The sequence below is a fragment of the Waterburya agarophytonicola KI4 genome (assembly GCF_020640915.1).
Classification (GTDB): Bacteria; Cyanobacteriota; Cyanobacteriia; order Cyanobacteriales; family Xenococcaceae; genus Waterburya; species Waterburya agarophytonicola.
The window spans coordinates 28211-50795 of sequence record NZ_JADWDC010000034.1 but is presented as its reverse complement, the minus strand read 5'-3'; the positions used below and the strand labels follow the sequence as shown (position 1 = coordinate 50795).

26 protein-coding genes are annotated in these 22585 nt (G+C 39.2%); 16 read left to right on the top strand and 10 right to left on the bottom strand.

The genetic code is table 11. The features are described 5' to 3' along the window. Window positions 1–522: 522 nt before the first annotated feature. Window positions 523–1341 (top strand): ParA family protein, encoded by an 819-nt coding sequence (locus I4641_RS13955; protein ID WP_229641150.1) that lies wholly within the window; start codon window positions 523–525, stop codon window positions 1339–1341. 25 nt (window positions 1342–1366) lie between these two features. Next, the gene (locus I4641_RS13950) at window positions 1367–1864 is read left to right on the top strand and encodes a carboxysome distribution maintenance protein McdB (protein WP_229641149.1); all 498 of its coding nucleotides are present in this window, start codon (window positions 1367–1369) and stop codon (window positions 1862–1864) included. 10 nt (window positions 1865–1874) lie between these two features. Here the strand turns inward: I4641_RS13950 and I4641_RS13945 are convergent, their stop codons facing one another. Continuing rightward, window positions 1875–2888 carry a tyrosine-type recombinase/integrase gene (locus I4641_RS13945; RefSeq protein WP_229641148.1) on the bottom strand — a complete coding sequence of 338 codons (1014 nt, stop codon included), beginning with the start codon at window positions 2886–2888 and terminating at the stop codon, window positions 1875–1877. A 177-nt stretch (window positions 2889–3065) separates the two neighbouring features. Between I4641_RS13945 and I4641_RS13940 the strand changes: the two genes are divergently transcribed. Beyond that, window positions 3066–4535, top strand: a complete 1470-nt coding sequence (locus I4641_RS13940) for a hypothetical protein (protein ID WP_229641147.1) — start codon at window positions 3066–3068, stop codon at window positions 4533–4535. 356 nt (window positions 4536–4891) lie between these two features. Here I4641_RS13940 and I4641_RS13935 read toward each other — a convergent pair whose 3' ends face one another. Continuing rightward, window positions 4892–6856, bottom strand: a complete 1965-nt coding sequence (locus I4641_RS13935) for a M48 family metalloprotease (RefSeq protein WP_229641146.1) — start codon at window positions 6854–6856, stop codon at window positions 4892–4894. A gap of 13 nt (window positions 6857–6869) precedes the next feature. Continuing rightward, window positions 6870–7406, bottom strand: a complete 537-nt coding sequence (locus I4641_RS13930) for a hypothetical protein (protein WP_229641145.1) — start codon at window positions 7404–7406, stop codon at window positions 6870–6872. Window positions 7407–7701: 295 nt separating this feature from the next. On the opposite strand from I4641_RS13930, the gene I4641_RS13925 reads away from it, so the two are divergent. Beyond that, a complete protein-coding gene (locus I4641_RS13925) occupies window positions 7702–8088 on the top strand; it encodes a hypothetical protein (protein WP_229641144.1) in 387 nt (128 codons plus the stop codon). A gap of 272 nt (window positions 8089–8360) precedes the next feature. On the opposite strand, the gene I4641_RS13920 is transcribed toward I4641_RS13925, so the two are convergent. Continuing rightward, a complete protein-coding gene (locus tag I4641_RS13920) occupies window positions 8361–8705 on the bottom strand; it encodes a hypothetical protein (RefSeq protein WP_229641143.1) in 345 nt (114 codons plus the stop codon). Between the two features lie 94 nt (window positions 8706–8799). Beyond that, complete coding sequence (locus I4641_RS13915; RefSeq protein ID WP_229641142.1) at window positions 8800–9366, bottom strand: antirestriction protein ArdA; 567 nt, start codon at window positions 9364–9366, stop codon at window positions 8800–8802. A 77-nt stretch (window positions 9367–9443) separates the two neighbouring features. Here I4641_RS13915 and I4641_RS13910 point away from each other — a divergent pair, with 77 nt between their 5' ends. Next, window positions 9444–9920, top strand: coding sequence for a four helix bundle protein (locus tag I4641_RS13910; protein ID WP_229641141.1), 477 nt, complete (start codon window positions 9444–9446; stop codon window positions 9918–9920). On the opposite strand, the gene I4641_RS13905 is transcribed toward I4641_RS13910, so the two are convergent. Together I4641_RS13905 and I4641_RS13900 are read right to left on the bottom strand one after the other, a co-directional pair. Further along, window positions 9921–10766 (bottom strand): hypothetical protein, encoded by an 846-nt coding sequence (locus tag I4641_RS13905; RefSeq protein WP_229641140.1) that lies wholly within the window; start codon window positions 10764–10766, stop codon window positions 9921–9923. Window positions 10767–10884: 118 nt separating this feature from the next. Then, complete coding sequence (locus I4641_RS13900; protein ID WP_229641139.1) at window positions 10885–11133, bottom strand: WGR domain-containing protein; 249 nt, start codon at window positions 11131–11133, stop codon at window positions 10885–10887. A 352-nt stretch (window positions 11134–11485) separates the two neighbouring features. Between I4641_RS13900 and I4641_RS13895 the strand changes: the two genes are divergently transcribed. The 5 genes from I4641_RS13895 to I4641_RS13875 all read left to right on the top strand — a co-directional run bounded on the left by I4641_RS13895 (window position 11486) and on the right by I4641_RS13875 (window position 15787). Beyond that, window positions 11486–12160, top strand: a complete 675-nt coding sequence (locus I4641_RS13895) for a tyrosine-type recombinase/integrase (RefSeq protein WP_229641138.1) — start codon at window positions 11486–11488, stop codon at window positions 12158–12160. Window positions 12161–12687: 527 nt separating this feature from the next. After that, window positions 12688–14643: a hypothetical protein gene (locus I4641_RS13890; RefSeq protein ID WP_229641137.1), complete on the top strand. Its 1956-nt coding sequence runs from the start codon at window positions 12688–12690 to the stop codon at window positions 14641–14643. 257 nt (window positions 14644–14900) lie between these two features. Continuing rightward, window positions 14901–15215, top strand: a complete 315-nt coding sequence (locus I4641_RS13885) for a hypothetical protein (protein ID WP_229641136.1) — start codon at window positions 14901–14903, stop codon at window positions 15213–15215. Between the two features lie 118 nt (window positions 15216–15333). After that, window positions 15334–15591 carry a hypothetical protein gene (locus I4641_RS13880; RefSeq protein WP_229641135.1) on the top strand — a complete coding sequence of 86 codons (258 nt, stop codon included), beginning with the start codon at window positions 15334–15336 and terminating at the stop codon, window positions 15589–15591. A gap of 13 nt (window positions 15592–15604) precedes the next feature. Next, window positions 15605–15787, top strand: coding sequence for a hypothetical protein (locus I4641_RS13875; protein ID WP_229641134.1), 183 nt, complete (start codon window positions 15605–15607; stop codon window positions 15785–15787). A gap of 251 nt (window positions 15788–16038) precedes the next feature. On the opposite strand, the gene I4641_RS13870 is transcribed toward I4641_RS13875, so the two are convergent. The 3 genes from I4641_RS13870 to I4641_RS13860 form a co-directional block, all read right to left on the bottom strand. Next, complete coding sequence (locus I4641_RS13870) at window positions 16039–17301, bottom strand: ISL3 family transposase (protein ID WP_229641133.1); 1263 nt, start codon at window positions 17299–17301, stop codon at window positions 16039–16041. Window positions 17302–17427: 126 nt separating this feature from the next. Next, window positions 17428–17871 (bottom strand): hypothetical protein, encoded by a 444-nt coding sequence (locus I4641_RS13865; RefSeq protein WP_229641132.1) that lies wholly within the window; start codon window positions 17869–17871, stop codon window positions 17428–17430. A 54-nt stretch (window positions 17872–17925) separates the two neighbouring features. Next, window positions 17926–18369, bottom strand: coding sequence for a hypothetical protein (locus I4641_RS13860; protein WP_229641131.1), 444 nt, complete (start codon window positions 18367–18369; stop codon window positions 17926–17928). A 403-nt stretch (window positions 18370–18772) separates the two neighbouring features. Between I4641_RS13860 and I4641_RS13855 the strand changes: the two genes are divergently transcribed. The 6 genes from I4641_RS13855 to I4641_RS13830 all read left to right on the top strand — a co-directional run bounded on the left by I4641_RS13855 (window position 18773) and on the right by I4641_RS13830 (window position 22585). Continuing rightward, a complete protein-coding gene (locus I4641_RS13855) occupies window positions 18773–19324 on the top strand; it encodes a recombinase family protein (protein ID WP_229641130.1) in 552 nt (183 codons plus the stop codon). A 223-nt stretch (window positions 19325–19547) separates the two neighbouring features. Continuing rightward, window positions 19548–20924 (top strand): DUF8370 family protein, encoded by a 1377-nt coding sequence (locus tag I4641_RS13850; RefSeq protein WP_229641129.1) that lies wholly within the window; start codon window positions 19548–19550, stop codon window positions 20922–20924. Between the two features lie 12 nt (window positions 20925–20936). Then, entirely contained in the window at window positions 20937–21356 is a 420-nt protein-coding gene (locus I4641_RS13845) for a hypothetical protein (protein WP_229641128.1), read from the top strand. A 14-nt stretch (window positions 21357–21370) separates the two neighbouring features. Beyond that, the gene (locus I4641_RS13840) at window positions 21371–21724 is read left to right on the top strand and encodes a hypothetical protein (RefSeq protein ID WP_229641127.1); all 354 of its coding nucleotides are present in this window, start codon (window positions 21371–21373) and stop codon (window positions 21722–21724) included. 266 nt (window positions 21725–21990) lie between these two features. Further along, complete coding sequence (locus I4641_RS13835; protein ID WP_229641126.1) at window positions 21991–22266, top strand: BrnT family toxin; 276 nt, start codon at window positions 21991–21993, stop codon at window positions 22264–22266. Further along, window positions 22250–22585: a BrnA antitoxin family protein gene (locus tag I4641_RS13830; RefSeq protein ID WP_229641125.1), complete on the top strand. Its 336-nt coding sequence runs from the start codon at window positions 22250–22252 to the stop codon at window positions 22583–22585. The genes I4641_RS13835 and I4641_RS13830 overlap by 17 nt, the downstream gene beginning before the upstream one ends.

Here is a 22585-nt window from a genome sequence, read left to right as displayed (position 1 = left end):
AGATTAAGCCTTCCAGATAAATTCACTCAGTAGAGAAAACCCGCAACCAGTTCCTTGCCATTACCTTTGGAATTATCCCGCAATGATGTAGTGCCTTTGACTTTATCAGTTGTTATTATTCTTTCTTCTGTATATCTAAATATGTTTTAACCAAAATATCTCGATATATAGTTGATATACATCTGGATTTTTAAACATCTAGATATCTTTATGTCTAGGTATCTTGAAGCCAAATTATCATTACATTCAGGTATTTATATTCTAGGATCAGTTGCATCTAAAATTACAAATTACTAAATTTTTAGAACTCTTACTATGTAGATACATTAATTTCAAATACTAAATAAGTCTAGATACCTAGACTTCCAGATATCCATTAACTTTGAAATCTTGATAATTAGACATAAAGATATCTTAATATGTTAGTTTCTGTAAACTTAGTTGTAAAGATAGCAAAAATATTGGACATCTATAAACTATGAGGCTATAAATAAGGCTGAAAATAAGTGGTTATTAAAAGAAATGCAAACATTAGCAGCAGTTAGTTTAGCAGGAGGACAAGGAAAGACTACTACTTGTTATTTCCTTGCCAAAATGCTGGCAAAAGCGGGTAAAAAAGTTTTAGCGATCGATTGCGATCCACAAGCTAATTTAACTTTTTTCTTGAATCATGAAGTAGCATCTAATCAGCCTACTTTACTGGAAGTTATCAAAGGTACAGTCTCTACAGTTGACGGAATTTATCCTACTAGTGAAGATAATTTGTTTCTAATTCCTGCCGATAGTGGACTAGCAAAAGTATCTGAATATTTAAGTGGTAGTGGCACTGGCGCACTAATCTTACAGATTAGACTTCAAGCTATACAAGAACTGTTTGACTACGTAATTATAGATGTACAGCCTACAAGATCTCAGATCTGTCTGACAGCAGTAGGAGCAGCAGACTGGGTATTAATTCCCGCAGAGTCAGCGACTAAAGGTGTTAATTCATTACTCGACACACAAAAGTTTTTAGATGAACAAGCTAAAGTCATGGCATTTAGAGGACAAATATTAGGAATCGTTCCCTTTCGCGATCGCTGGGTAGGAAGAACTCAAACATTAGAAAGTAAAGATAACATTGCTGCCATGAAAGAGTTTGCCAATCACGCTCCCGTACTTCCTACTATTAGAGAATCAGAAAAATTTAAACAAGCAACCCGTCAAGGTCAACTTTTGAGTGAATTGGGAGTACGAGATTTAGAATACCCCTTTGAAAAAATAATCGAATTACTCGAAGACTGCAAGGAGTTAGATTCAGGCGTACAAGATAGTAAACCTGGAATTAAAGTAGCAGTATAAAATTTAAATTTAAATAGCAAACATAATGAATCAAGATGCTTTAGAAAGACTGCGTAATAAAGCTAAACCAACAGTACAAAGTCGAGATTTATCAACAATTCCTTTAGTTAGCAATTCGGAGCAATCATCTTTAGATAAGCCTTCTGTCGATCAAGATAGTAATATTGATGTCTCAGATTCTAGCAATCAAGATATAGAGATATCTACAACTATAGATGCCAAGACAATATCGCCGTCTTCCTTACCTGCTCTCAATGGATTATCTTCATCGAGCATGGATCTCAAGACTAAACAAAGCACTATTAGACTAGAACAAGAACTCAGCCAAAAATTGAGTCAAAAATGTCAGTCGGAAGAAATTAGTCGAGAAGTTTTTTTAGAAGCTTTATTTATATACTTTGAAAATCACAAATCTATGCAGTCAAAAGTACTCCAGGAAGCTCGTAAAAGAGATCGGCAAAGGCAAAAAATAGCTAACTATCGTCGAGCTAAGTCAATGATTGAACGCTTTGGCGGTGAATAATGCCAAATTACTAAATCAAATCATCTAGTAATTGACTTATTTCCTCCTGGTGCTTACTGCGATTATCGTCATAGGTCATCACAGTATTAATGTTCTTGTGACGAGAAAGCTTTTGTACCTTCCGAATATTGCCGTCAGTAGCATCTAAAGCAGCAGTAATAGCACTATGTCGAATTCTATGGGGTGACATTTTTTTGGGTATACCTGCTTTAATACAGAGTCGGTCGACGATGGTATATATCCCATTACCGCTTAACCTATTTCCGTAGTTAGCATTGTCAACAGCTATAAATAAAGGATAATCTAAATTTGTTTCACCTCTTACGGTCAACCACTCTGATATAGCGATCGCATTTTGAGTTGGCAAGCCAATAATTTGCTTTTCCCCATCCTCTCCTTTACCAATAATCGCCAAAGTTTTAGCAGCAACATCAAAATCAGAGATATTGGCTAGATGTAGTTCTCCCCGTCTGAGGGCATTACCCCACAATAATCTTAATAAGGCATAATCTCTAATACCTTTAAGCCTTGACCGTTTACTTTTGGCATTACGGGCATTGTCTGCGATCGCTAAAACCTTGGTAAAAGCGTCTTTATTTACTCCTGTTGTGTCGCGATAGGGTTTAGTTTTTTCGCCTTTGATATCTTCTAGGGTATAGTTGCAAACTCCAATTTTGCGACCAATGGCAGTTAGAGATTTAATTGCTGCCAGACGGCGGTTAATCGTAGCTGCCTTTAATTTATTTTCGATTAACTTGGCTTTGTACCCTAATACTAAGCGTACTGCTTGAGTTTGTTCTAAATGAAGAAATTCTAGAACCAAATCTCTTGTAGGATCTCGATTCGTGACTACCTTGAAGAAATCATTGATGTCTTTTTGATAAGCTCTTCTAGTATTAGGCGATCGCAATGAAGCCAGCAAATCGGCAACAACATCTGGTGCTTCATCAATGAGAAATGAAGACCCTATGGGAGTAGATAAAGATGCTTCTAAACGAGTAATTGCACTCGCCAGATCTGACATAAATAAATTTTCCGTTACCCTTAACTAGAATTATCGGCGTAGTTCAAAGGAGGGTTACAGTTTAAGGACAAATCCTTCATTCAAGAAGAACATAAGTTCTAAGATATTAGACTACCACCAAAAAAGATTGAATAGGGTTAAATTAGAGTAAATAAGCCCAATTTATGAGTAAACTGAGTGAATCCTTCTTCTGTAGCTTCTGGTCTTCAACCTCGTCATCGTCAAGAATTAGCTATCAATGTTCTCTCAAAACAAGAGTCGGTAAGCCAGATAGCCAAACAAGAGCAAGTAAGTCGTAAATTCATCTATCAACAAAAAGCGATCGCTCAACAAGCCTTAAATAGTGCTTTTGACAAGCCAGAAAAAGACAATGAAGTACTGTATTATCTTCCAGTAACTCAAAAATGGATATTTCAGTTGATTCTAGCTTTGATTCTCATCTGTCATTGCTCTTATCGAGGAGTGATGGAATTATTAAGAGATTTATTTGATTATTCACTGAGTATCGGTACGGTTCACAATCGAATCAAAGAAGCGACGGAAAAAGCCCGACAAATCAATCAAAATCAAGATTTATCATCAATTGATGTAGCATTACTTGATGAACTGTTTCATGCCAGTCAACCCGTCTTGACAGGGGTAGATGCTCACTCTACCTACTGTTTCCTCCTAGAGGAAGTCGAACACCGAGATGAAGATACCTGGGGATGGTATTTACTCGAAGCCGAAGCACAAGGATTGAATCCCGACTACACCATAGCTGACGCAGGTCAGGGAATCAGAGCGGGAGTTCAAGCAGCTTGGGGAGATAAGCCATGTCATGGAGATGTGTGGCATATTTTTGACCAGTGTGAAGCTTTGTGCCGTAATTTAGCTAAAAAAGCCCAGGGAGCTACAACCCAACGAGAAAAACTAGAACAGAAGATGGAGGCAGCTAAATTAAAGGGAAAAGGGAATCAATTATCAGCTAAGTTAACTCAAGCCCGCAAAAATGAAGCACAACTGCAAAAATTAGCCAGCGATCTCCAAATATTACTCTATTGGCTTCATAATGATATTTTATCCTTAGCAGGGGAAGACTATTGGCTAAGAATCGAGCTGATGAATTTCATTATTGAAGAACTCAAACTGAGGGAAGATAAGAAGCACAAAGGGATTAGAGCAATTAGAGTGGCTTTATCAAATCAAAAAACTGATTTATTAGCTTTTGCTGAAGTATTAGACGAAAAACTAGAGCAGATTGCCCACTCGTTTCAAATTTCTCTCTCTCAAGTGCGAAAGGTCTGTTTATTAATGAAAAAATCACTTTCAACTAACCGATACTGGCAGAAGTGGAGTCAGCTCTACCAGCAACTTTCTGCCAAATTTCTCCCAGTAATGGAAGCGGTTGAGTCAGCGATGAAATCAACCCCCAGAGCCAGTTCTTTAGTGGAAAACTTGAATTCTCGTCTGAGAAATTACTTTTTCTTGAGAAAACACCTCAATTCTGATTATCTCGACCTTCTGCGATTTTTCTTGAATCATCGCACCTTTATGGCAAGCCGAGTTCCAGAACGAGTAGGCAAAAGCCCTACAGAACTGATGACAGGTGAAAAACATCCACATTGGTTAGAACTGTTAGGATTCGAGCTTTTTCAACGTGCCTGAAAAATAGATTACTATTATAATACTTTTGTTCTAAAAGCTGGGTTCAAACTTGGCTGAATTTGTCCTGCCTTTGTGACCCAAAATACCCCGTTTTTGAACTACGCCGGATTAAAAAACTACAAACAGAAAGAGATAGTCTACGTCGTATTAATGAAAGATTGGCTGGTAGAGTCTATCATCTTCAGAATGTAGAGGAGTTAGTGGAAAGACTGAGGGCTGAAAATACATTGCTTAAGGAACAACTAAGTAAAAGCTGAAACTACCTTAAAGAGGACACTAAAACAAAACTTCATTTTTGAAGTAGGATGCGAATCCCTAAATAGTTAGTTAGATATGAATGTTCTGTATTTTGTATCCTACAGTGGTGGAGGGCTATCCATAGCAAAAGTAGATTCTGGAGGAGGAGGAGAAGGAAATGAAATGGGCAATGGCAACCATGCCCAATTTGCGATGGGATGATGGCATACAGGGCAATTTTTCAATAAACCTGACTTATTGCTAATAATAGATTGACACTTAGGGCATTGGGGTTTTTTCAGCCATCCTTTCCTTGAAGCACTCACCCAGACAAAAAATAAGATAATGCCAAATACTATGAAGGCAAGCACCCCCGAAATAATACTCCAGATTGCGAGTTGAGAGAAATCAAATAAATCGGGATTGACAGCTTGTGCGCCAAAGAACATCTGAATATTGCCCATCCACAGAAGTAGAGGCAAAAGTAAGATGGCTGAAAATATCATAAGCCAACGAATTTTTTGACGAGGAGTATTTGGTTCGATATGGTTTAAATAAATACTTCCTGCAAGTTTGGCGATTGACATTTCCCATATCAAGAAAATACTTGTCCAACCAATAACTAATCCTAGAATTCCAGACCAAGAAATTCCAGCTTCTGCTGTTCTTATCGAAAGTGCATAAGTAGAAGGTGTCAACAAACAGCCTAATATAAATCCAATTCCTAAAGTTAAGGATGATGTAATTAGCTTTTGTAAAGTCAGCAAACGCTTCTGTTTTGGTTGAGCAAGATCGGCAAAAGCAGCTTGTTGAATTTGCAAGCCAACTGTTCCCACAATAGGAATTAATCCGAATATTACAAAAATAGCCAGAAATGTTGCTAAAAAAACAATTGCTAGACCAAAAAAAAGTACTATAGCCAATATGACAGATAAGTTAGGTTCAGAAGCCATCCGAACCTCTTGATATATTTTTTCAATTAAAGCTACAACGTTGGGAGAAATTGTTAAAATACTCAAATTGGAATTAAGGGATACTCCCGATAAAAAACCAGCTAATAAAGCAAGTTCATGACTAAGATCGAAGAAATAACGGGGATTTTTAAGTCGGATGATTCGTTGTTTATTGGTTGGATGATTGGGGGCAATTTTAGCCCTAAATAATTGAAATAATTTCTGCAAAAACGTCCAGATTTTAAACTTAGCGGAGTTCTCCTGGCTGTTCTCTTCTGAAAACGTTTTAATTATCGGAGTAGATGTCCCCAGCCAATTCCTAGCACGAGCATCGGCAGAATACTCTCGAACTCTTAAAATACTGCTACGAGAAATTTCGACAATCAATAACAAAATAATCAACTTAATGTTGATATTGACAATTTCAAGAATGCCAGATCGAGCAGAATTTAATGAAATTTCTCGTATTAACCGATCTCCCAATTCCCAGATAGTATATAGATTGAAAGATATCAGACTAAAAATTGCTATAGGAAAAAAGCACCTGCTTAAACATTTTGTTAGAACTGTTTTACTAGCATCGCGGTTGGCAATATGACCCAACTCATGCATTAAAACTGATTGAAAAATAGGTAATTCAGGAAATTGCATAAACGCATCGTGCAAGCCTTTTTTCAGACGAACATATTGCTTTCTGCCAAATCCAAATGCTTGTCCATCTGGTTTGCTGCTGGATTTACTCGTTTCATCCCAAATCAAGTGAATTTTTGTAGAGGTTAATTCTGGTACATTATCTATTGTTTGCTGAATATAGCAATTCATCTGCTGAAGCGATGTAGATAAAGCAGGGTCATTAACTGCGGGTGGAAAATCTTCCCAGCGATTAACTCGAATAGTTTTAGAGGCAAATTGTCTAGTTTGATAAAGTGCGACTATAAACAAGCTCACTGTAACGATTAAAGCAAATGGAATAGTAATTAAAGGAGATTCAAAGAAAATTCCTACCAATGTCTGAATCAAAATTATAGTACTGCCAGCGATTGATAGTACTAATAGTAGAAACCGAATGTCTGTTTCTGAGGGAAAAGCAAATGGATTGAGATGGGTACTGGATTTAGAGGACTGTTCCATATCAAATACTTCTTTACTTTTTGGCAAGTGCTAGACGAGCAATTACTGAGTCACTAACTGTTTGGGCTTGAGACTGTTCCAATCCAAGTCTATCTGCTTCAGTTTTAGCTATATCCTGAATTGTAGAAGCAATTACTTCTAGTTGAGCTTGTGTGAATATGGGTTTAGGGGTTTTATCCTTAAACAAGCTACGTAAATAATCAGAAGCCTGCTTCGCTCCTTCTTCTTTCAAAGCGTCAGCAACCGCATCCAAGACATAAGAAAGAATTGGTGTAACTATAGGAAATACAGCTTTTGTAAGGAGCATAATTACATCTGCTGCCCCAGATGCTAACTCTTCATCTTCTGCTTCTACGGTATCTAGAAAATTCGTATGTATAAAACTTTCAGGGTCAGCAAAATATTGGTCACGAATAGTAACATATGAAGGTAGTTCTCTAGGGGCTTTTTCGCCAATGATACGGTATGCAATCTCATTAACAAGTATTTTGCCGTTCTTAGTGTCTATAAGCATATATTCCCCACGTTGATCGTCGTCAACAAAACTCAACTACTTACTAGCTAAATTCTATAATGTGTCAGGTATGATACTTTCTTAGAAGTATACTGAGTTAAACTCCGAGTCTTTAATTTACTTATATTTCTTAATATTGACTTGGATAGTGCATAGAACATTCAAGATACACATATTTAAAGCTGTTTAGGGTAGAAACCATCTCACTTTAAGTACCATGTTTCGTACCAAAGATTTACGACAAATTAGCTGTTTAACTGTAGCTTTCATAGCTACTTGTTCAACATCTGTACAGGCAAATTACCAGAATAATAGTAATATAAATAATCTTGTGAATAATTCAGTTCAGCTATTAGCTCAAAATATTAATCCAACTATAGGTGGCGACCCCAACCTTTACGGTACTTGGTTTTTTGTAGAAACTCATAACAGCAATGGCACCACTGGTGTATATCAAGAAAAAATGCATTTTGCTGCTAATGGAGAACTATACATATATGATTCTGTATTTAAGAGTGCAGATTTAGGAATATCTCGTGGAGATAGCCAACGAGTTGTTGATACTGGAGAATGGGCGGTATATAATCAAAAACTTTATTCTCGACGTTCTCCTGATGAACCCTGGTTATTAATTGCGAGTAACTATCAAGTTGACGGAGAAAATATGTTGATAGTTAGTGCTGATGCTAGTAGTCAAAGGTTATGGACTCGAAACTAACTATAAATTAGTTTCCATGAATCTTTTTATAGCTTTTAGCTATTTTGTTTTAACTAAAATTCAGGTGATAAATGTGAGAAGGAGATTTAACCCCTTCTCAAGATCAAAAAGTAACTGTAAACCTTTGTTTAATCAGAAGAGAAAAAACTATCAATTTGTAAGATTCTACTTAGTCTTTTTCGGCTGCCCATTAGCGATCTCTAACTAAAAATCCCGTAATGTTTTTACTACAAAAAGCTATCATTGTGTAAAATGCTCACAACGTTAAACCCTTACTCAGAAAGAATTACAGCTTTTGAAGTGCAAAAAAGTTTTCGTCCCTTCACCGATTGTCTAATACCGAGAGCCTTGGCAATTTTTCTCGCTTTTTTGAGGGTCAGTTTCTCAACTTCAACTCCTTCAAGCAGATCGGCGATCGCTGGCTTCTCTTCAACCTTGCTAACTGTGGTAACTTCTGTAGTTGTTTCTGGTTCTACATCAGCCCAAAGAACCTCCTTGAGCTGTTGCTCGATGGGCTGATCTGGCATTTCTACTGTGACAACTTTTGCTTTGCTCGAAGGAACAAACAGATGGACGGCACAGATGTAGTAGATAACGAACAGTAATACTCCAAACATAGTAAAAAACCTCTTTGTGTGTAGTGAATGAATTTGTGAATAGCTGGGGTGGAGAGAGATAGTTGTAGGGAATCTCTCTCTCAGTCTTTCGGTGCTAATTGGTGGGTCGATTGGTAAAGATGTGAACTATTTTGCGTTCTTCAGCATCCAGCAGTTCGATAGCCAGGATTTCACCACCGAGTAGCAAATCTCTGCCCATCGCTTCGTAATTGACGTAGGCAGCAATGACCGTTGGTATCTCACCTTGAATTTTTCCCTGAGCATCTTTTTCTGCGTAGTCGGCTGCACTATCAAAAGCACCCAAATATTTCTCATCTAGGTATCTTTTAGCTTCTTCAACATCGCCACAGAAGTAATCTAATAGCTCTGCTACTAGTTTTCCGTGCTGCTCGATTAGTCCCACAAACTCACCCAAGTCCTTGAGACTGGGGTGTTCTCCTAGAGAGTGACCGCAATCGCAGAAGCCCTGGTAATCGTGAATTCTCCAGTCTCCGTCTATGGCAGAATAGGGGCAATCATCTAATAGTTCTGTAATCTTTTCTTTCAACTCCTCTTCGCATTTGGTGACTTCAATCCACCGTCCCGTATCGTGTCCAGAGCTATAAGCTGCTAAAGGAGCAACATAGATCTGGTGACTTTGGGCGTTTTCATTACTTTCCATCCTTTAAAAAAACCTCATAACAGTTGCAGATGTTATGGGCTACCTAACTATTAGTTGGCATCTAAAGGAAAAGGTACGTGACTACAAACAAACAAAAATCGAGAACCTTTGAGGATTTACAAGTTTGGCAGGAGGCGATCGCTCTGGCACAGAAAATCTATCAAATCACTAGAGAATCTGAAGACCTATCGGGCGATCGCTCTCTTGTTGACCAACTCAGACGAGCTTCTGTTTCGATTTCCGCTAACGTGAGTGAGGGATTTGAACGCCAAAGGCACTCAAAGAAGGAGTATCTGCGCTTTCTTTCCATCGCCAAAGGGTCAGCAGGGGAGGTTAGGAGTCTGCTTTCTGTTGCTCATGCTGTTGGTTATGTGGACTTCAAGACGTTCTGGCAGCTCAGGGAAGATGCCCTCAGTGTCAGTAAGATGCTGGGTCATCACATGAAACAGGTGGAACGGCGAATCATCGCCACCGAGAAGAAGAACGCTCTGGCGGTACGACATCGCCGAAGCAGGTATCGAAGCTACCCCCACCAGCAAGCTAAGGCTTCTTAGTTACCCGACGGCTGCTAGAGCCTCTGTAACTCTTTCCCTCTCGGTCTGAAATAATCCTGACAGTACCTCAACAAAACTCGCCTTGGTGCGGTCTTTACCATCAACTTTCTGCGCCACTCCCAAGGACTTCGCCACTTTCCGTAAAGTCCGTAGACCCAGCCCAGCGAGGTCAACAGGAGGCTTTTCTTCCTTCGAGATAGTAGTGTCCGCCTCTGGTGAAACATCGAAGTAGGCAGCCATGTAGAGCTTCTTGGCAGCTTCGGCTTTAGCTCTACCAAAGGGGATACTTAGCTGCATGTGCGGAATCTTCCCGCAGTTTTTATATGGATTGGAGAAACCAACCTTCTTCGATTTGTCTCGAAAGTGGAGACTAATCTCTCTCAAGATGCCGTTATACCAACGGATGAAACATGGGAGTTTGCGCTTTGCTCCGTTAGGATCGAAGTACTCTTGAGAGTCAAAGAGTTCTAGTTGAATTCCTTGATTTTTGCCGATAAAGCTAACAAGAATTGAGGAGACTTCTTCTAGTCTGCTAACGTATTTTAGTTCTGCATATTCTCGAAGTTCTCTAACAAGCGTACCGATTTTACAAACCGCCTGAGATATCAAATAAAATAAAGAATCATCGCTACAGCGATAGTTGAACATCCGAGATATAGGATCGAGAATTTCTTTGATGGGCGTAATCATTAGACAAGTAGAAAACTCTCGCTGCTTTCGGCGATTATCTTTCCTGACTTCGGCTGCAATATCTTTAGTGGACTGAACGACATACTTAAAATCGTCCCAGCGTATCATTCGCATTACATCGTTGAGGCTGTTATTTGATGGAGTGTAAAAAGACATTATTTTAAAAGGGTGAAGGTGTGTAGAGATTCGTCCTTTTCTATGTCTCTATTATATCATTGTTCGCGCTAAAATATTTGATAAATATGTCAATAAATGTATCAATTAATATTAGTAATTATTTAGAGGAAACTAACTGATAGTTTCGATATTCTCTGCGCTTAAATACTGCTTTAAATGTCTCTTGAGCTTGAGCAAAACTACTACAGTAGTTCTCCATCTGTCGCCCCCGTTTCGTACCAATTGTCCCCCATGACCTTATTAAGACCCAATCGGCAAATAGGTTCTGCTTTAACTCGCAATGATAGTAGCGATTGCCCCTGCGCCAGTATGCCGTCTGCCAGAGTTCGGTTTGATAGGTAGTCATAGATTTAATTAGAGTACATGAATGGGCTAGATATCAGTCCATCTTTTCCACGATAATATACGAGCTATCGCTTTGAAGACCAGAGAATGTTTTCAATTGTTACCACAACCTGTTGGCGAAGCGGATTAAGGGTGCGCCAATAATAAGGAACGGTCGCCGATTAATTATCGATCCAGCGCACTCTTAACAACAGGTACAACGCCCTTGGCGTGGGGTGTCTCGTTGACTAACACCCCACAAAAACATACAGCCCAACAGGGCTTCGGAATAGCTCTCGACCTAAAACTCTTCGAGATCGTACCTAACTCCTATAGGATGGTTTTATTGGGTGATAACAATAACAATGTAGTAGATGAAGGTAGACCGTCATGGCAGAGCAAAGGTACTAACTCCTCAAGAGATACAACTACTCTTCAATCAAGGTTTTACCCTCAATCCCATTAGAGACAGAACTCTCTTCGCCGTCTGCCTCTATACCGCCTGCCGTATCTCGGAATGCGTCACTCTCCACATCCAAGACGTCTTTGATTCCAAAAGACGAGTTCGCCCCGATCTAATCATCAGAAAAGGCTGCACCAAAGGAAAACTCGCCACACGCACCATTCCTGTCGTGGATGATCTAAAAACCAGGCTCAAACAATACCGACCATCTGATAGTAGGGGCTATCTCTTCCCTGGCAGACACGGCAAAGGTCACATCAAGACCGATTCTGCCGATTGGATACTGAGAGAAGCCTGTAAGCGAGTTGATATTGAAGGAGTCAGTACCCACAGTTTTCGCCGAACTGCCCTAACTCAAATGAGTAATGCAGGTGTACCACTACGCATCATTCAAGAAATTTCTGGTCACAGAACCCTCGACGAACTTTACAAATATTTAGAAGTTCGACCCGACCAAGTAAGAGGTGCGATCGCTAATCTGTCGATGCTCACCCCCGTTGAAGAAAAAGCCTACTCCGTCAAACCAGTTTTTCCCCCAGTACCTACACCCACCAATGGACAAACGATTGAGACTAATCTCAATTAAATACATCTCTGTGATGGTGGTGAGGTATTTGGCTCGGATTTCTCTAGGTACAGTAAAGATTTCCAAAAATTTGATTTAGAAAATAGATAAGTTCTTTTACAAAACAATAAAAAACGAGCCAGTTTGCTCGCTTTTATTGGATAATTTACGCAATATGATGAAGAGAATAGGATTAGAAAAATGTAATTGATATTTACATTCCTAGTGCCTATACATCGCATCACATCATTCGGTAGCCAAACTTTATGATGTGATGGTGTATAAGACTATCGGAATGGAACAGCTAGTCATTATGAATATCTAACCGTTGTTTTGAATTGACTACACGATGACCTGGACAGTTTTTCGTTTAGTTGATTTAAAACACGCCGTATTCGCTTAAAGGTTAACTATGTCTTTTTTAGAGGCATACGCCTTTTTGCGGGACAGCTTTGTGTGCTTGTTCATATTATAGAACACGTTAGCACAGCGATCACTAAATACGGTACGCCACTTCATCTTTGTTCAAACTTTAGTGGCATAGCAAAGTGACCTATCTTGAGGACGATTCCCGTTCTATAACCAATCCCAACCTAAGCAATCACCGCTCAGATTGCTCTATTGACCCAACAGAACTAGAACAGCGAAATCGCCTTTGCGATCTGCTGAATTTCCACCCTTGGGACTTTATCGAAAAGTATCCCAATGAAAACTGGTATACCGTCAAGAACTATTATCTCAGTCAAGAAAAGTTCTGGTACAAGTACACTGACAACGAAATAATTCTCGGTGTCCGATTTGGCGAGTATACCAAGTACGCCCTGATTGATATCGATATCAACAGTGCAGTACACCCATATCAAAGTTTTGAGAAACTGCGAAAGCTAATCCAGGCTCTTTACGACCTCGGACTCAACGAACAAATAACGATCCGCTCAAGTCCTACAAAGGGCATCCACTGTTACTTCTTCTTCGACGAACCAGTCAAATCCTACCCTTTGGCTTGTTCCATGCGCCGAGTCATCGAAGAAGCTGGTCTAGAGGTCAAACCAGGGCAGATCGAAATCTTCCCCAATACTAAGCAGTACGCCAATGCAGGGGAGGGATACAGTCTCTACAACGGTCACAGACTGCCCCTACAGCAAGGCTCGTACATCCTCGATGATGAAGACTTTGAACCCGTCAGCGACAGCCTAGACGATTTTATCGCCCGTGGTTCGTCATCAGCCAAAGCCAACGATACCACCATCATCAAGCAACGGGCTGCTGAAGATTACCAATGGTTCAAAGATAAATATCGCGGTGGGTTTGCTCGCAAACAGCACAACGACTGGATAAAAAATATCCTGCGACGCATGGCTGAAGGCTGGACGGACTTTGGGCAAACCAATGACCTGCTGCTGACCATCGCCAACTATGGAGTACTCAAGTTTAAACTCAAATACCAAGAACTCGTCCAGTATCTTCTCCATACCGCTACCTCAGCCCCCAACTACGCCCTGTACTGCCAACACCAACACGAAATAGAGGCGCGATGCCGTGACGTTGCCAAGGCAGCTAGAAAGTACTGGAGTAAATACCGCTCAAAGCCCCAAAGAGACGTGACTTACGCTCAGGTGATCGAGGAAATTGAGCAAAAAGCTAAAGAGCGAAAAAACAACAAGAACGAAGCTAGAAAAGTAAACGCTACCAATAAAATCATTGCGACAGTTCAGGCGATCGCTGAAGCTCTGGGAGAGCTTCCCAAAAACGTCAAACAGCTCATCGAACTAATCCAACAAAAGGCTCGCAGCACTTACGGCGAGGGTATATCAGAAAATACCCTCAGAAAAGAACACAACCTTAAAATCTGGCATCCCAGCCACCGAACATTCAAAACGGTATCCAACGATGTTACTCCTCCGCTAGAGCCAGAAAATCTCCCTCAAGAAGAAGAAACACCAGAGTTAGCAGATTCAGAAATACTACAGCCACAGCAACCAACTGAAGGGAATTCTACTGAGCGCGTTACACCCGCAAAAGTAGTACGCAAAAAGCTCAAAATCGTCAAAAAACCAAAATCGCTAGAAACTAGACAGGGCAATTGTTATATAGATCCGCGTTACACCCTGCCCTATATGAAGGGTTTGTGTGTGGCTGTCTGGAAATTATATGAAAGATCAATTGGTAGGATTTACTTGGCTGAGTTTATGAAGAAAACGAATATTGAATTAGTTTATCAGAATCCTCATAAACCAAGTACTAGTAGCAGAGTTCGCTTGAAGAAACTGGTAGAAGGTAAAAGAGTATCTAGTCTCCCAGAGATCCTTGAATTTAAAACTCTTGAATCAGGAACTACTGTGGTGATAGATCGAAAGAATTATCATTCTAGTCTTTACAGTCATTCTACAGATCTAATCTTAACCTACGTTAAACCTTTGGAGACTCCTGGTGAGATTTGGAAGTTGGGAATACCTGTTCCTCTTCGTTACTTGTCTTTTCCAGAACCAGATCCAAAAACCTAAAATCATCTGTTAATCAATCGAACGATCGGGTTTACTTATATCCAGATTTCTGAAGGGCGCGATTTTTTTTCGATAAGCAAAACTTATTTTTTCACTTACGGAGGGCGATCTGATTGCAACTGATGCAAAATGGTGAATGGGGTTTACGGGAATAATTCTAAGTTAACCATTAATTTTCTGGGTGCTAATTCTAATTATAGGTAGTCTAAAGGGAATAGCCTGTCTATTATCTATCTTTGTTGAACCTCTCTTTACCTATGATCCAAGGAAGAATACCAGAACTAACTATCAAATTTACCGAACGTCCTCAAAATATCCCCACTGAAGGAAAAAAAGCCACTATCGAAATCAAGGGTGAAAATGATATCGCTGTCAAAGCCGAAGTCAATCGCAAGAGCTTGAAGAAGGTAGTAGCCAAAATGGACACCTGGGAGAACTGGGTAGCTGCCCTATCAGGTAAGATGCAGAGCATATCAGCAGATGGTGTGGTGGAACTAGTAGATGCGGGGATTAATATCTTCGAGATTAAGCAGAAAGAGCCAAAACCCGCACCTGAATCTACTGCTGCTTGAGACTTAAAAGCAGATAATCAACATTTCCAATAACCAAGGCAGTAATGGCTCAAATTAGCAACGAACTCAAATCCACTCTTGAAAAAATACAGCAAAATCTTAAGCGCGATCGTTGACGATGCGATTATCTGCCGAATTTCATCGCTTAGAGCGCGATGGAGAAACTAACCAAACTATTGTCGTTCTAGACGAGTTGACCGCCATTACAGGACAAGCAGCCGATCTCTATGTACAGATATCTCGATTGCTACTACGTACAGCAGAGATACAGCCCACCGTAACTCCTGATATGTTAGGGTTATTGACAGATAGAGTGGCAACTGTTTCTAATCGCGTTCCTGCTGAAGACAAGAAGTATTCAGGAAATCAAAGCTGATTGGGATAAACTCATGAACCAGTACAATTTACCCACTCCTCAACAAGTTACACAGACAGTTGCTAAATCTCGCCATCATCGTCGGGAATTAGAATTAGCTTCAATTGAATTAGAAGAGTTAATTGTTCAATTGGAGCAGGATAATCGCCAGCGTCGTAGTAAGTATCTCGTGAATTTGTCTTCAAAGAGCGCGTAATTTTTAAGTACCGACTCACGGAATTATCGGCACTTCAGAATCAATTCCTCAAAATGATAATAACAAGGAATAATCTCTCAGCTTCTCTATTTTTAATACTTATAGCTACAAGGGGATATCACAGTATCTTCCAGTAAAGGAGACTGCTACTGGACAGGCTTTTGAGTTGAAATAGCTTAATATCACTTATTAGAAAGTTTGCAAAGTAAAACTAGAATATTTCGGCTCTTCTGGAATTCCCGTGGTAAACACTAGATATGGTGTATGTCAGTAAGACTAAATCTTTCATAACCATGAATATCGAGTGTAAGTCGTTGAAAAAGGCGATCTACATTAAAAATGCCATAGCAACGACGCTTTAAAACTTTAACTCGATTATTAAATCCTTCCACAAAGCTACTGGTTAGTCGCTCTAAAAAATAGTTAGCGATTGGTTCGAGCCAGGTTTCAATAGTTTTTAAGAAGCTCTTAAACTGGGAGATTTGGCTTCTTAGCACTCGTTTACACCAAGCACGAATCGCGCACTTAGCTCCTTTGGGGTCAAAAGAGCGATCGAATATTTCTGCTAATTCCTCTCGTAAGATGTATGCTTCTTTGATTTTGGGAGAGTAAGCGAACAGACGTTGTAGTAAATCCCATTCCTCATCTTTCAGTTGCTGGGGAGATTTGCGAAAAGCCCACATCGCACCTTGGATGCTCTCATACTCTTTTTTTGATAAGTTCTGTTTGAGTAATTTGAGTTCAACTTTTCGTACTCGGTCGGCACAATGACGATAAGCTCGTGCCACATGGAAGCGATCAATGATGATATGAGCGCGTGGTAATTGCTCTCGTGCTGCATTCACAAATCCCAGGTACATATCAGTACACACCCGTTCAATTGTCTTCCGCAGAGGCTCAGGAATTGAGGCGAAAAATTTGACCACAGTCTCTTTCTTACGGTTGGGGAGGACAGCTAATACCTCTACTCCTCGATCGCCCAAGGGAGTTGTTATCAGAACCACATAATCTTTGTGTCCCCGTTTTAAAGCAATTTCATCGATTCCCAATATTTCAATTCTGGGAAATCGCTCCCAGTTGACTTTGGTTCTTACCCAACGGTCGAGTACTCCCGTGACCTTCTCTTCAGTAATAGAGAGCTTATTGGCAACATCGACCACCGTCGAGTTAACCAATAAACGCAGCAGCCATTTTTCGTAGGGCTTGGTATTCGGACTGCGTAGCTCATGCCAACTTAATCTTTGTGTTGTGGTAGGCTTTCCTTTACAATGACCACATTGATAACGCTTCGGTTTCAACTCCACGTAGACTGGTTGCTCGAATACTGGTAAGTGTCGCAGTCTGATAGGCTGGTCAAAACCGTGAAAATGCGTCAACTCTTTACCGCATTTACGACATGATGTACTCTCAAGAGTACTCTCAACCTGAATCAGCCAGTTTCCCTCTTCTGTTTTCAACACTTCTAGTACCCTAACATCGGGTAAATCAAGAGGTATTTGAATCGAGTTATCCATCAGCCCCTCACTATTCATTTAACCTCTTTATCATCCCAAAATAGTCAGACTCTTGACAACTACACTATCTGTAGCGTTCTACCACGGGAATTACTGTAGAGCCAATATTTCCTAAACTAATAATACTTACAGAGATGGAATCTTCTCAGTAGTACCTATTATGCTGCACTCTAATCGACTTCTTTTTCCTATGTTACTCATTCCACCTTCACTTCTCGTATGAATAACAGTGAAAACTTCTGTTGGAACTTCCAATCCGCTAGTGCCAATAGGAGTTGCTTTAAACTGGGGGGTGCCACAAGTTTTTTCAGAACCAGCTGCATCATGTTTTACTAAACTTATGCTGTCTCTTTTAATGAAGCGACCATAATCGGCAACAAAACGTATTTCTTTGTCGCAAGATTTTCTCTCTCCGCTGTTGGAAGTACCTTCAGTAACGCAACTATCTCTTTTCTCAAAAGAGATAGGAACTGCTGAAGCAGAAAATATATTAGGGCTACCAAAAGAAGATAACATCAATATTAAGACTGCACATAAAACTTTTCTGGCAAATTTTAAAAATGTAATCATTACCTTCAGCGACCCTAAATAATAAAATAATAAACTCTCCCATATTAAGAAGATTTATAGAGATGGAATTTGCTCAGTAGTACCTACTATGCTGCACTCTATTCGACCTCTTTTTCCTATGTTACTCATTCCACCTTCACTTCTCGCATGAATAACAGTGAAAACTTCTGTTGGAACTTCAATTCCGCTAGTGCCAATAGGAGTTGCTTTAAACTGGGGCGTGCCACAATTGTGTTCAGAACCACGTCCATCATGTTTCACTAAACTTACACTGTCTCTTTTAACGAAGCGACCAGAATCGGCAATTAAACGTATTTCTTTGTCGCAAGATTTTCTTTCTCCGCTGTTGGAAGTACTTCCTGTAACGCAGCTATCTCTTTTATCAAAAGAGACAGGAGCTGCTGAAGCAGAAAACATATTGGGGCTACCAAAAGAAAATAACATCAATATTAAAAACGTGCAGAAAATTGTCTTGGCAAATTTAAGAAATATAACCATTGTTTTTCCTATAATACTTTCACAATATCTATGTTAGCTTTCACATTAGAAAGTGTCATCAATCAGAAAAGATAGTTTTTTTATGCTGTATAGACTGGGTGTTACGATTAACGTCTTTAAAAGTTATTTACTTAATTGAAAACTTTTTTGTCAAACTTAAACAATATTGAGCGAACGCAATTCGTTACGATAGAACAGTATAATTTTCAAACTTCAATTGAAATACGTACTTTATTTACTCAAAAATCTGCGCTGCGTCCGCTCGACCTCAATCTTGAAAGGTGTCCGATAATTTATAACATCGTAGACACCACTAAACCCCCACTAAAACACTGTCTATTAAATCGTTTTTATGCTATTAATAGACAGTACTGTCTACTATTCGATTTGATGGACACTTTTTATGAGACTCTTTGGGTACGCTCGTGTTTCCACTTCCCAGCAATCTCTCGATATCCAAATCAAGGCTCTCAAAATTGCTGGGGTCAGAAAGAATCGCATCTTCACTGACAAAACCACTGGGGGCAGTGGTGGCGATCGCCAAGGATTAGAATTGCTCAAGGTCAAAGTCGAAAAAGATGATGTGGTCATCGTCACAAAACTCGACCGCCTCGGCAGAGACACCGCAGACATGATTACTCTAATTAAAGAGTTCGATAGTCTGGGCGTGGCTATTAGATTCCTCGACGATGGTATCAGCACCGAGGGAACTATGGGCAAAATGGTAGTGACCATCCTCTCCGCAGTAGCAGAAGCCGAGCGAACACGTATTCTTGAACGTACTAACGAAGGACGTATCGAAGCAAAAGCCAAAGGGGTAAAGTTTGGCAGAAAGCGCAGCATTAATCGAGATAGGGTGATTAATCTCAATGCTCAGGGAGTCGGGGCAACCGCGATCTCCCAGCAGCTCAAGATAGGACGTTCTACCGTCTACAAGATTCTTGGGGAAGCATAGTCTGCTTGCAACAAGCGGAGCAATACGCGGTTTTCTTAATTCTTTGATCATTAATAGTGCTACATTAAGACGAAAAAACTATATTCGATTCGTCCATCTGAAGTTTCTGCTTACCAAGATGAAGGTGCAGTTATATGAGAAATCGCTTATTCTTGTATAGCACCCACGAGTAATGCTTTCTAAGAGGTTGTCTTAGAGTAGCTATGTAATTAAAAAGTCCCCGATGGAATTAATTAGACCACGACTTACTGATCACTATGGAATTTATAAATGCCAATCTGAGTTAGATTTTGCTATCCAGTTCTTTGATGAAGACATACCTTTATACATAGATCCGTTTTTGTTATGGAAGTCTCCATCACAACAAGACCAGGCATTGCATACAGCAATGATAAGCTCATTTAATTATCTCAACTATCTAACTAAAAAGGGGCGTAACGACCAAGCCCTCGAAATACTTACTAACATTTCAGAATGCAAAGAAGTAGGTCTAGGTGTATCTAAAACTAGAGCAGGCTTAAAACTGGGAAAAAGCAAAGCTCATCAGGTATTGCAATTATTCCATGATATTCCTGAGTATAGTCAGTTTGGCTTTACCCACTTTGAAACAATACAACTTTATGTTGCTGGCATATCTAAAGACAGGATAAGCGATATTGCTTGCAACTATCTCAAATCATTTTTAATTGATTACACCATCGAACAATGTGATATTAACAATATTCCAACGGAAGGAGTAATAATTGACACTATTTACAACTACAAAACAAATATTCTCGATACAAATATAAAAACGTTCTTACCTGTTAATCCGAAAACTAAAGAACCTCTCATCTTTACACCAAAAAGATGGTTAAGATTTAGCCCTTGGATAAACTTTGAAGATTATTTCCAATCTTATTGCCCAAGAGATGAAGTTTTTAACCCCAATGAACCAGAAGAAAGAGTTAAAGTTCTCAACTTTAATAGAGATAATTATGATGTAGTTAATGGATACATTGAGTATAAGAGTAGGGCAGCAAATGATTGCAAGAATGATCCTCTTTTTAGTCAAATACCAATAGTTTCTGCGAAGAGAAAGCTAAGGGATATTTTGAAACTAAATACTGGTAAGGAAGACGGGGCAGATTGGAAATATGAGGAACTAGCATCAGATTTGCTAGCATCGCTATTTTATCCTCATCTTGACTTTGCACAAACTCAAAGCCGAACAGATTCGGGAAGACATATTAGAGACTTAATTTTTTACAATAATAGAGATATAGACTTCTTAGACCAAATATGTTCTGAATACGATAATAGACAACTTGTAGTTGAGATGAAAAACGTTAAAACAATAAGTAGAGATCATATTAATCAACTAAATAGATACCTCAAAAATGGAATCGGAAATTTTGGTATTTTCCTTACTAGATATCCTCTATCAAAAGCAATGTTTACCAACACGATCAACTTATGGTCTTCACAGCGTAAATGTATTATTGCAATAACCGATGAAGATCTGAAGCTAATGGTAGAGATCTATGAAAGCAAGCAGAGAACACCAATTGAGGTTTTGAAAAAAAAGTATATTGAGTTTCAAAGGGCGTGTCCATCTTAGATAGTGAAAAGTATGAATAGAAATGATATCGATATTTTTGAGAAATTATCAGGTCAGCTAATTAGTATTTATGACGAAATATCAATTCTATCAAAGAAAAATCCGAATGATGCTGTTAATAAATTTAAGCTTAAATTTATTAACAATGCTATTACTAATGCTAATGAATTTCTTTCGGATGACTACCTTCCATTCGATAGCTTCAAAGCTTTTGAAGAGGATGATATTCCTCAAAATGGCGATATAGTATTTATCCTCTCTCAATACTTACAATGCTTTGAAAAGATGAGGGCAGATAATGTAGTTCTAAAACATGGATATTGGTGCTGGAAAATAGAAGCTAAAGAAAATGAGAAGGCTAGAGAAGATGAATATCAAGACGGCAAAATCATATTTAAAAAAACCGTAAAGCCTAAAAAATTAAGAGACTAATTACCAGTAATAAAATGATTGAATCGATAGAACAAAAAGGGGAATGTTATGAGACAACTATGCCCCTTCTAAAATCCATGTATCATCAATTTGAAGAGCTAACAAAAAAGAAACAAGAAGCTGCTGTAAGCAAAAGAAAAATTGCAATAGTTAATCGTTTACTTGATAAGGTAAGGCTGGTACTAGATGATGAAGATTCAATTGAGTTTCTCGATTTGCTTGACGAAAACGAGATTCCTCAAAACAGTGATGTGACTTTAATTTTATCTCAGTATGTTGCAGCAATGGCTGCTTTCAGAAAAACCTACTATAAAAGGGATAGCTCTGATAATGAATATAAGTGGCTTATCGAAAAAAATGATGATTAAACATCATGCTTATCAAGCTTAATCGTATATGAATTGGGCATTAAATAAAACGTCTATCAAAAAAGGGTCGTTTTTTGATAGGGCAAATCTCAACCTCTAACTTACTGATTTTACGTAGCTCGATTTCGTACCCCTTTTTTGGCAGGGTGAATATCACTCTCTCAGTATCTAGCTACCTTCTAATACTCTATCAAATTTCTGTGTTGAGAACCGTCACCCCAAAAAAACATCTTGACTTTGTATATACAACTACGTATATTTAAATTATGGGATTTGAGTGGGATGACGACAAAAATCAATCGAACCAGTTAAAACACGGCATTAGCTTTGAAGAGGCAAGTGAAATCTTCCGCTATCCAATGCACGAAATCGTTGATACTCGTCAAGACTATGGTGAGGTTCGATATATTGGAATTGGCAGAAACAACCAAATGATAGTGCTGACAGTGGCTTATACCGAGAGAGAATCAAGGATTAGGATTATCTCAGCACGACGAGCTAGCAAAAATGAGAGGAATCAATACTATGAGTACTGTTCATAAGCACAACAACGAAATACCTCCTATGAGCGAGGAGCGAGCTAAAGAGATTGAGGCAAGAAGAGATGAGGATATAGATTTCTCCGATATTCCCGAATTAGACGAAGCATTCTTCAAAAACGCCAAACTAGTTAAAAGACAACCCAACACAGAAGCAATTTCTATTCGCGTTGATGCCGACACTTTAGAGTGGTTTCGCACCACTGCCAAAAATCATCCAGACATCAGAGGCTATCAAACCTTGATTAACGATGTGTTGAGAACCTATGTCACCCACCAAATAAAAAGCAATGGAGGCTCTCAAGAATCCTCATCGACGTGA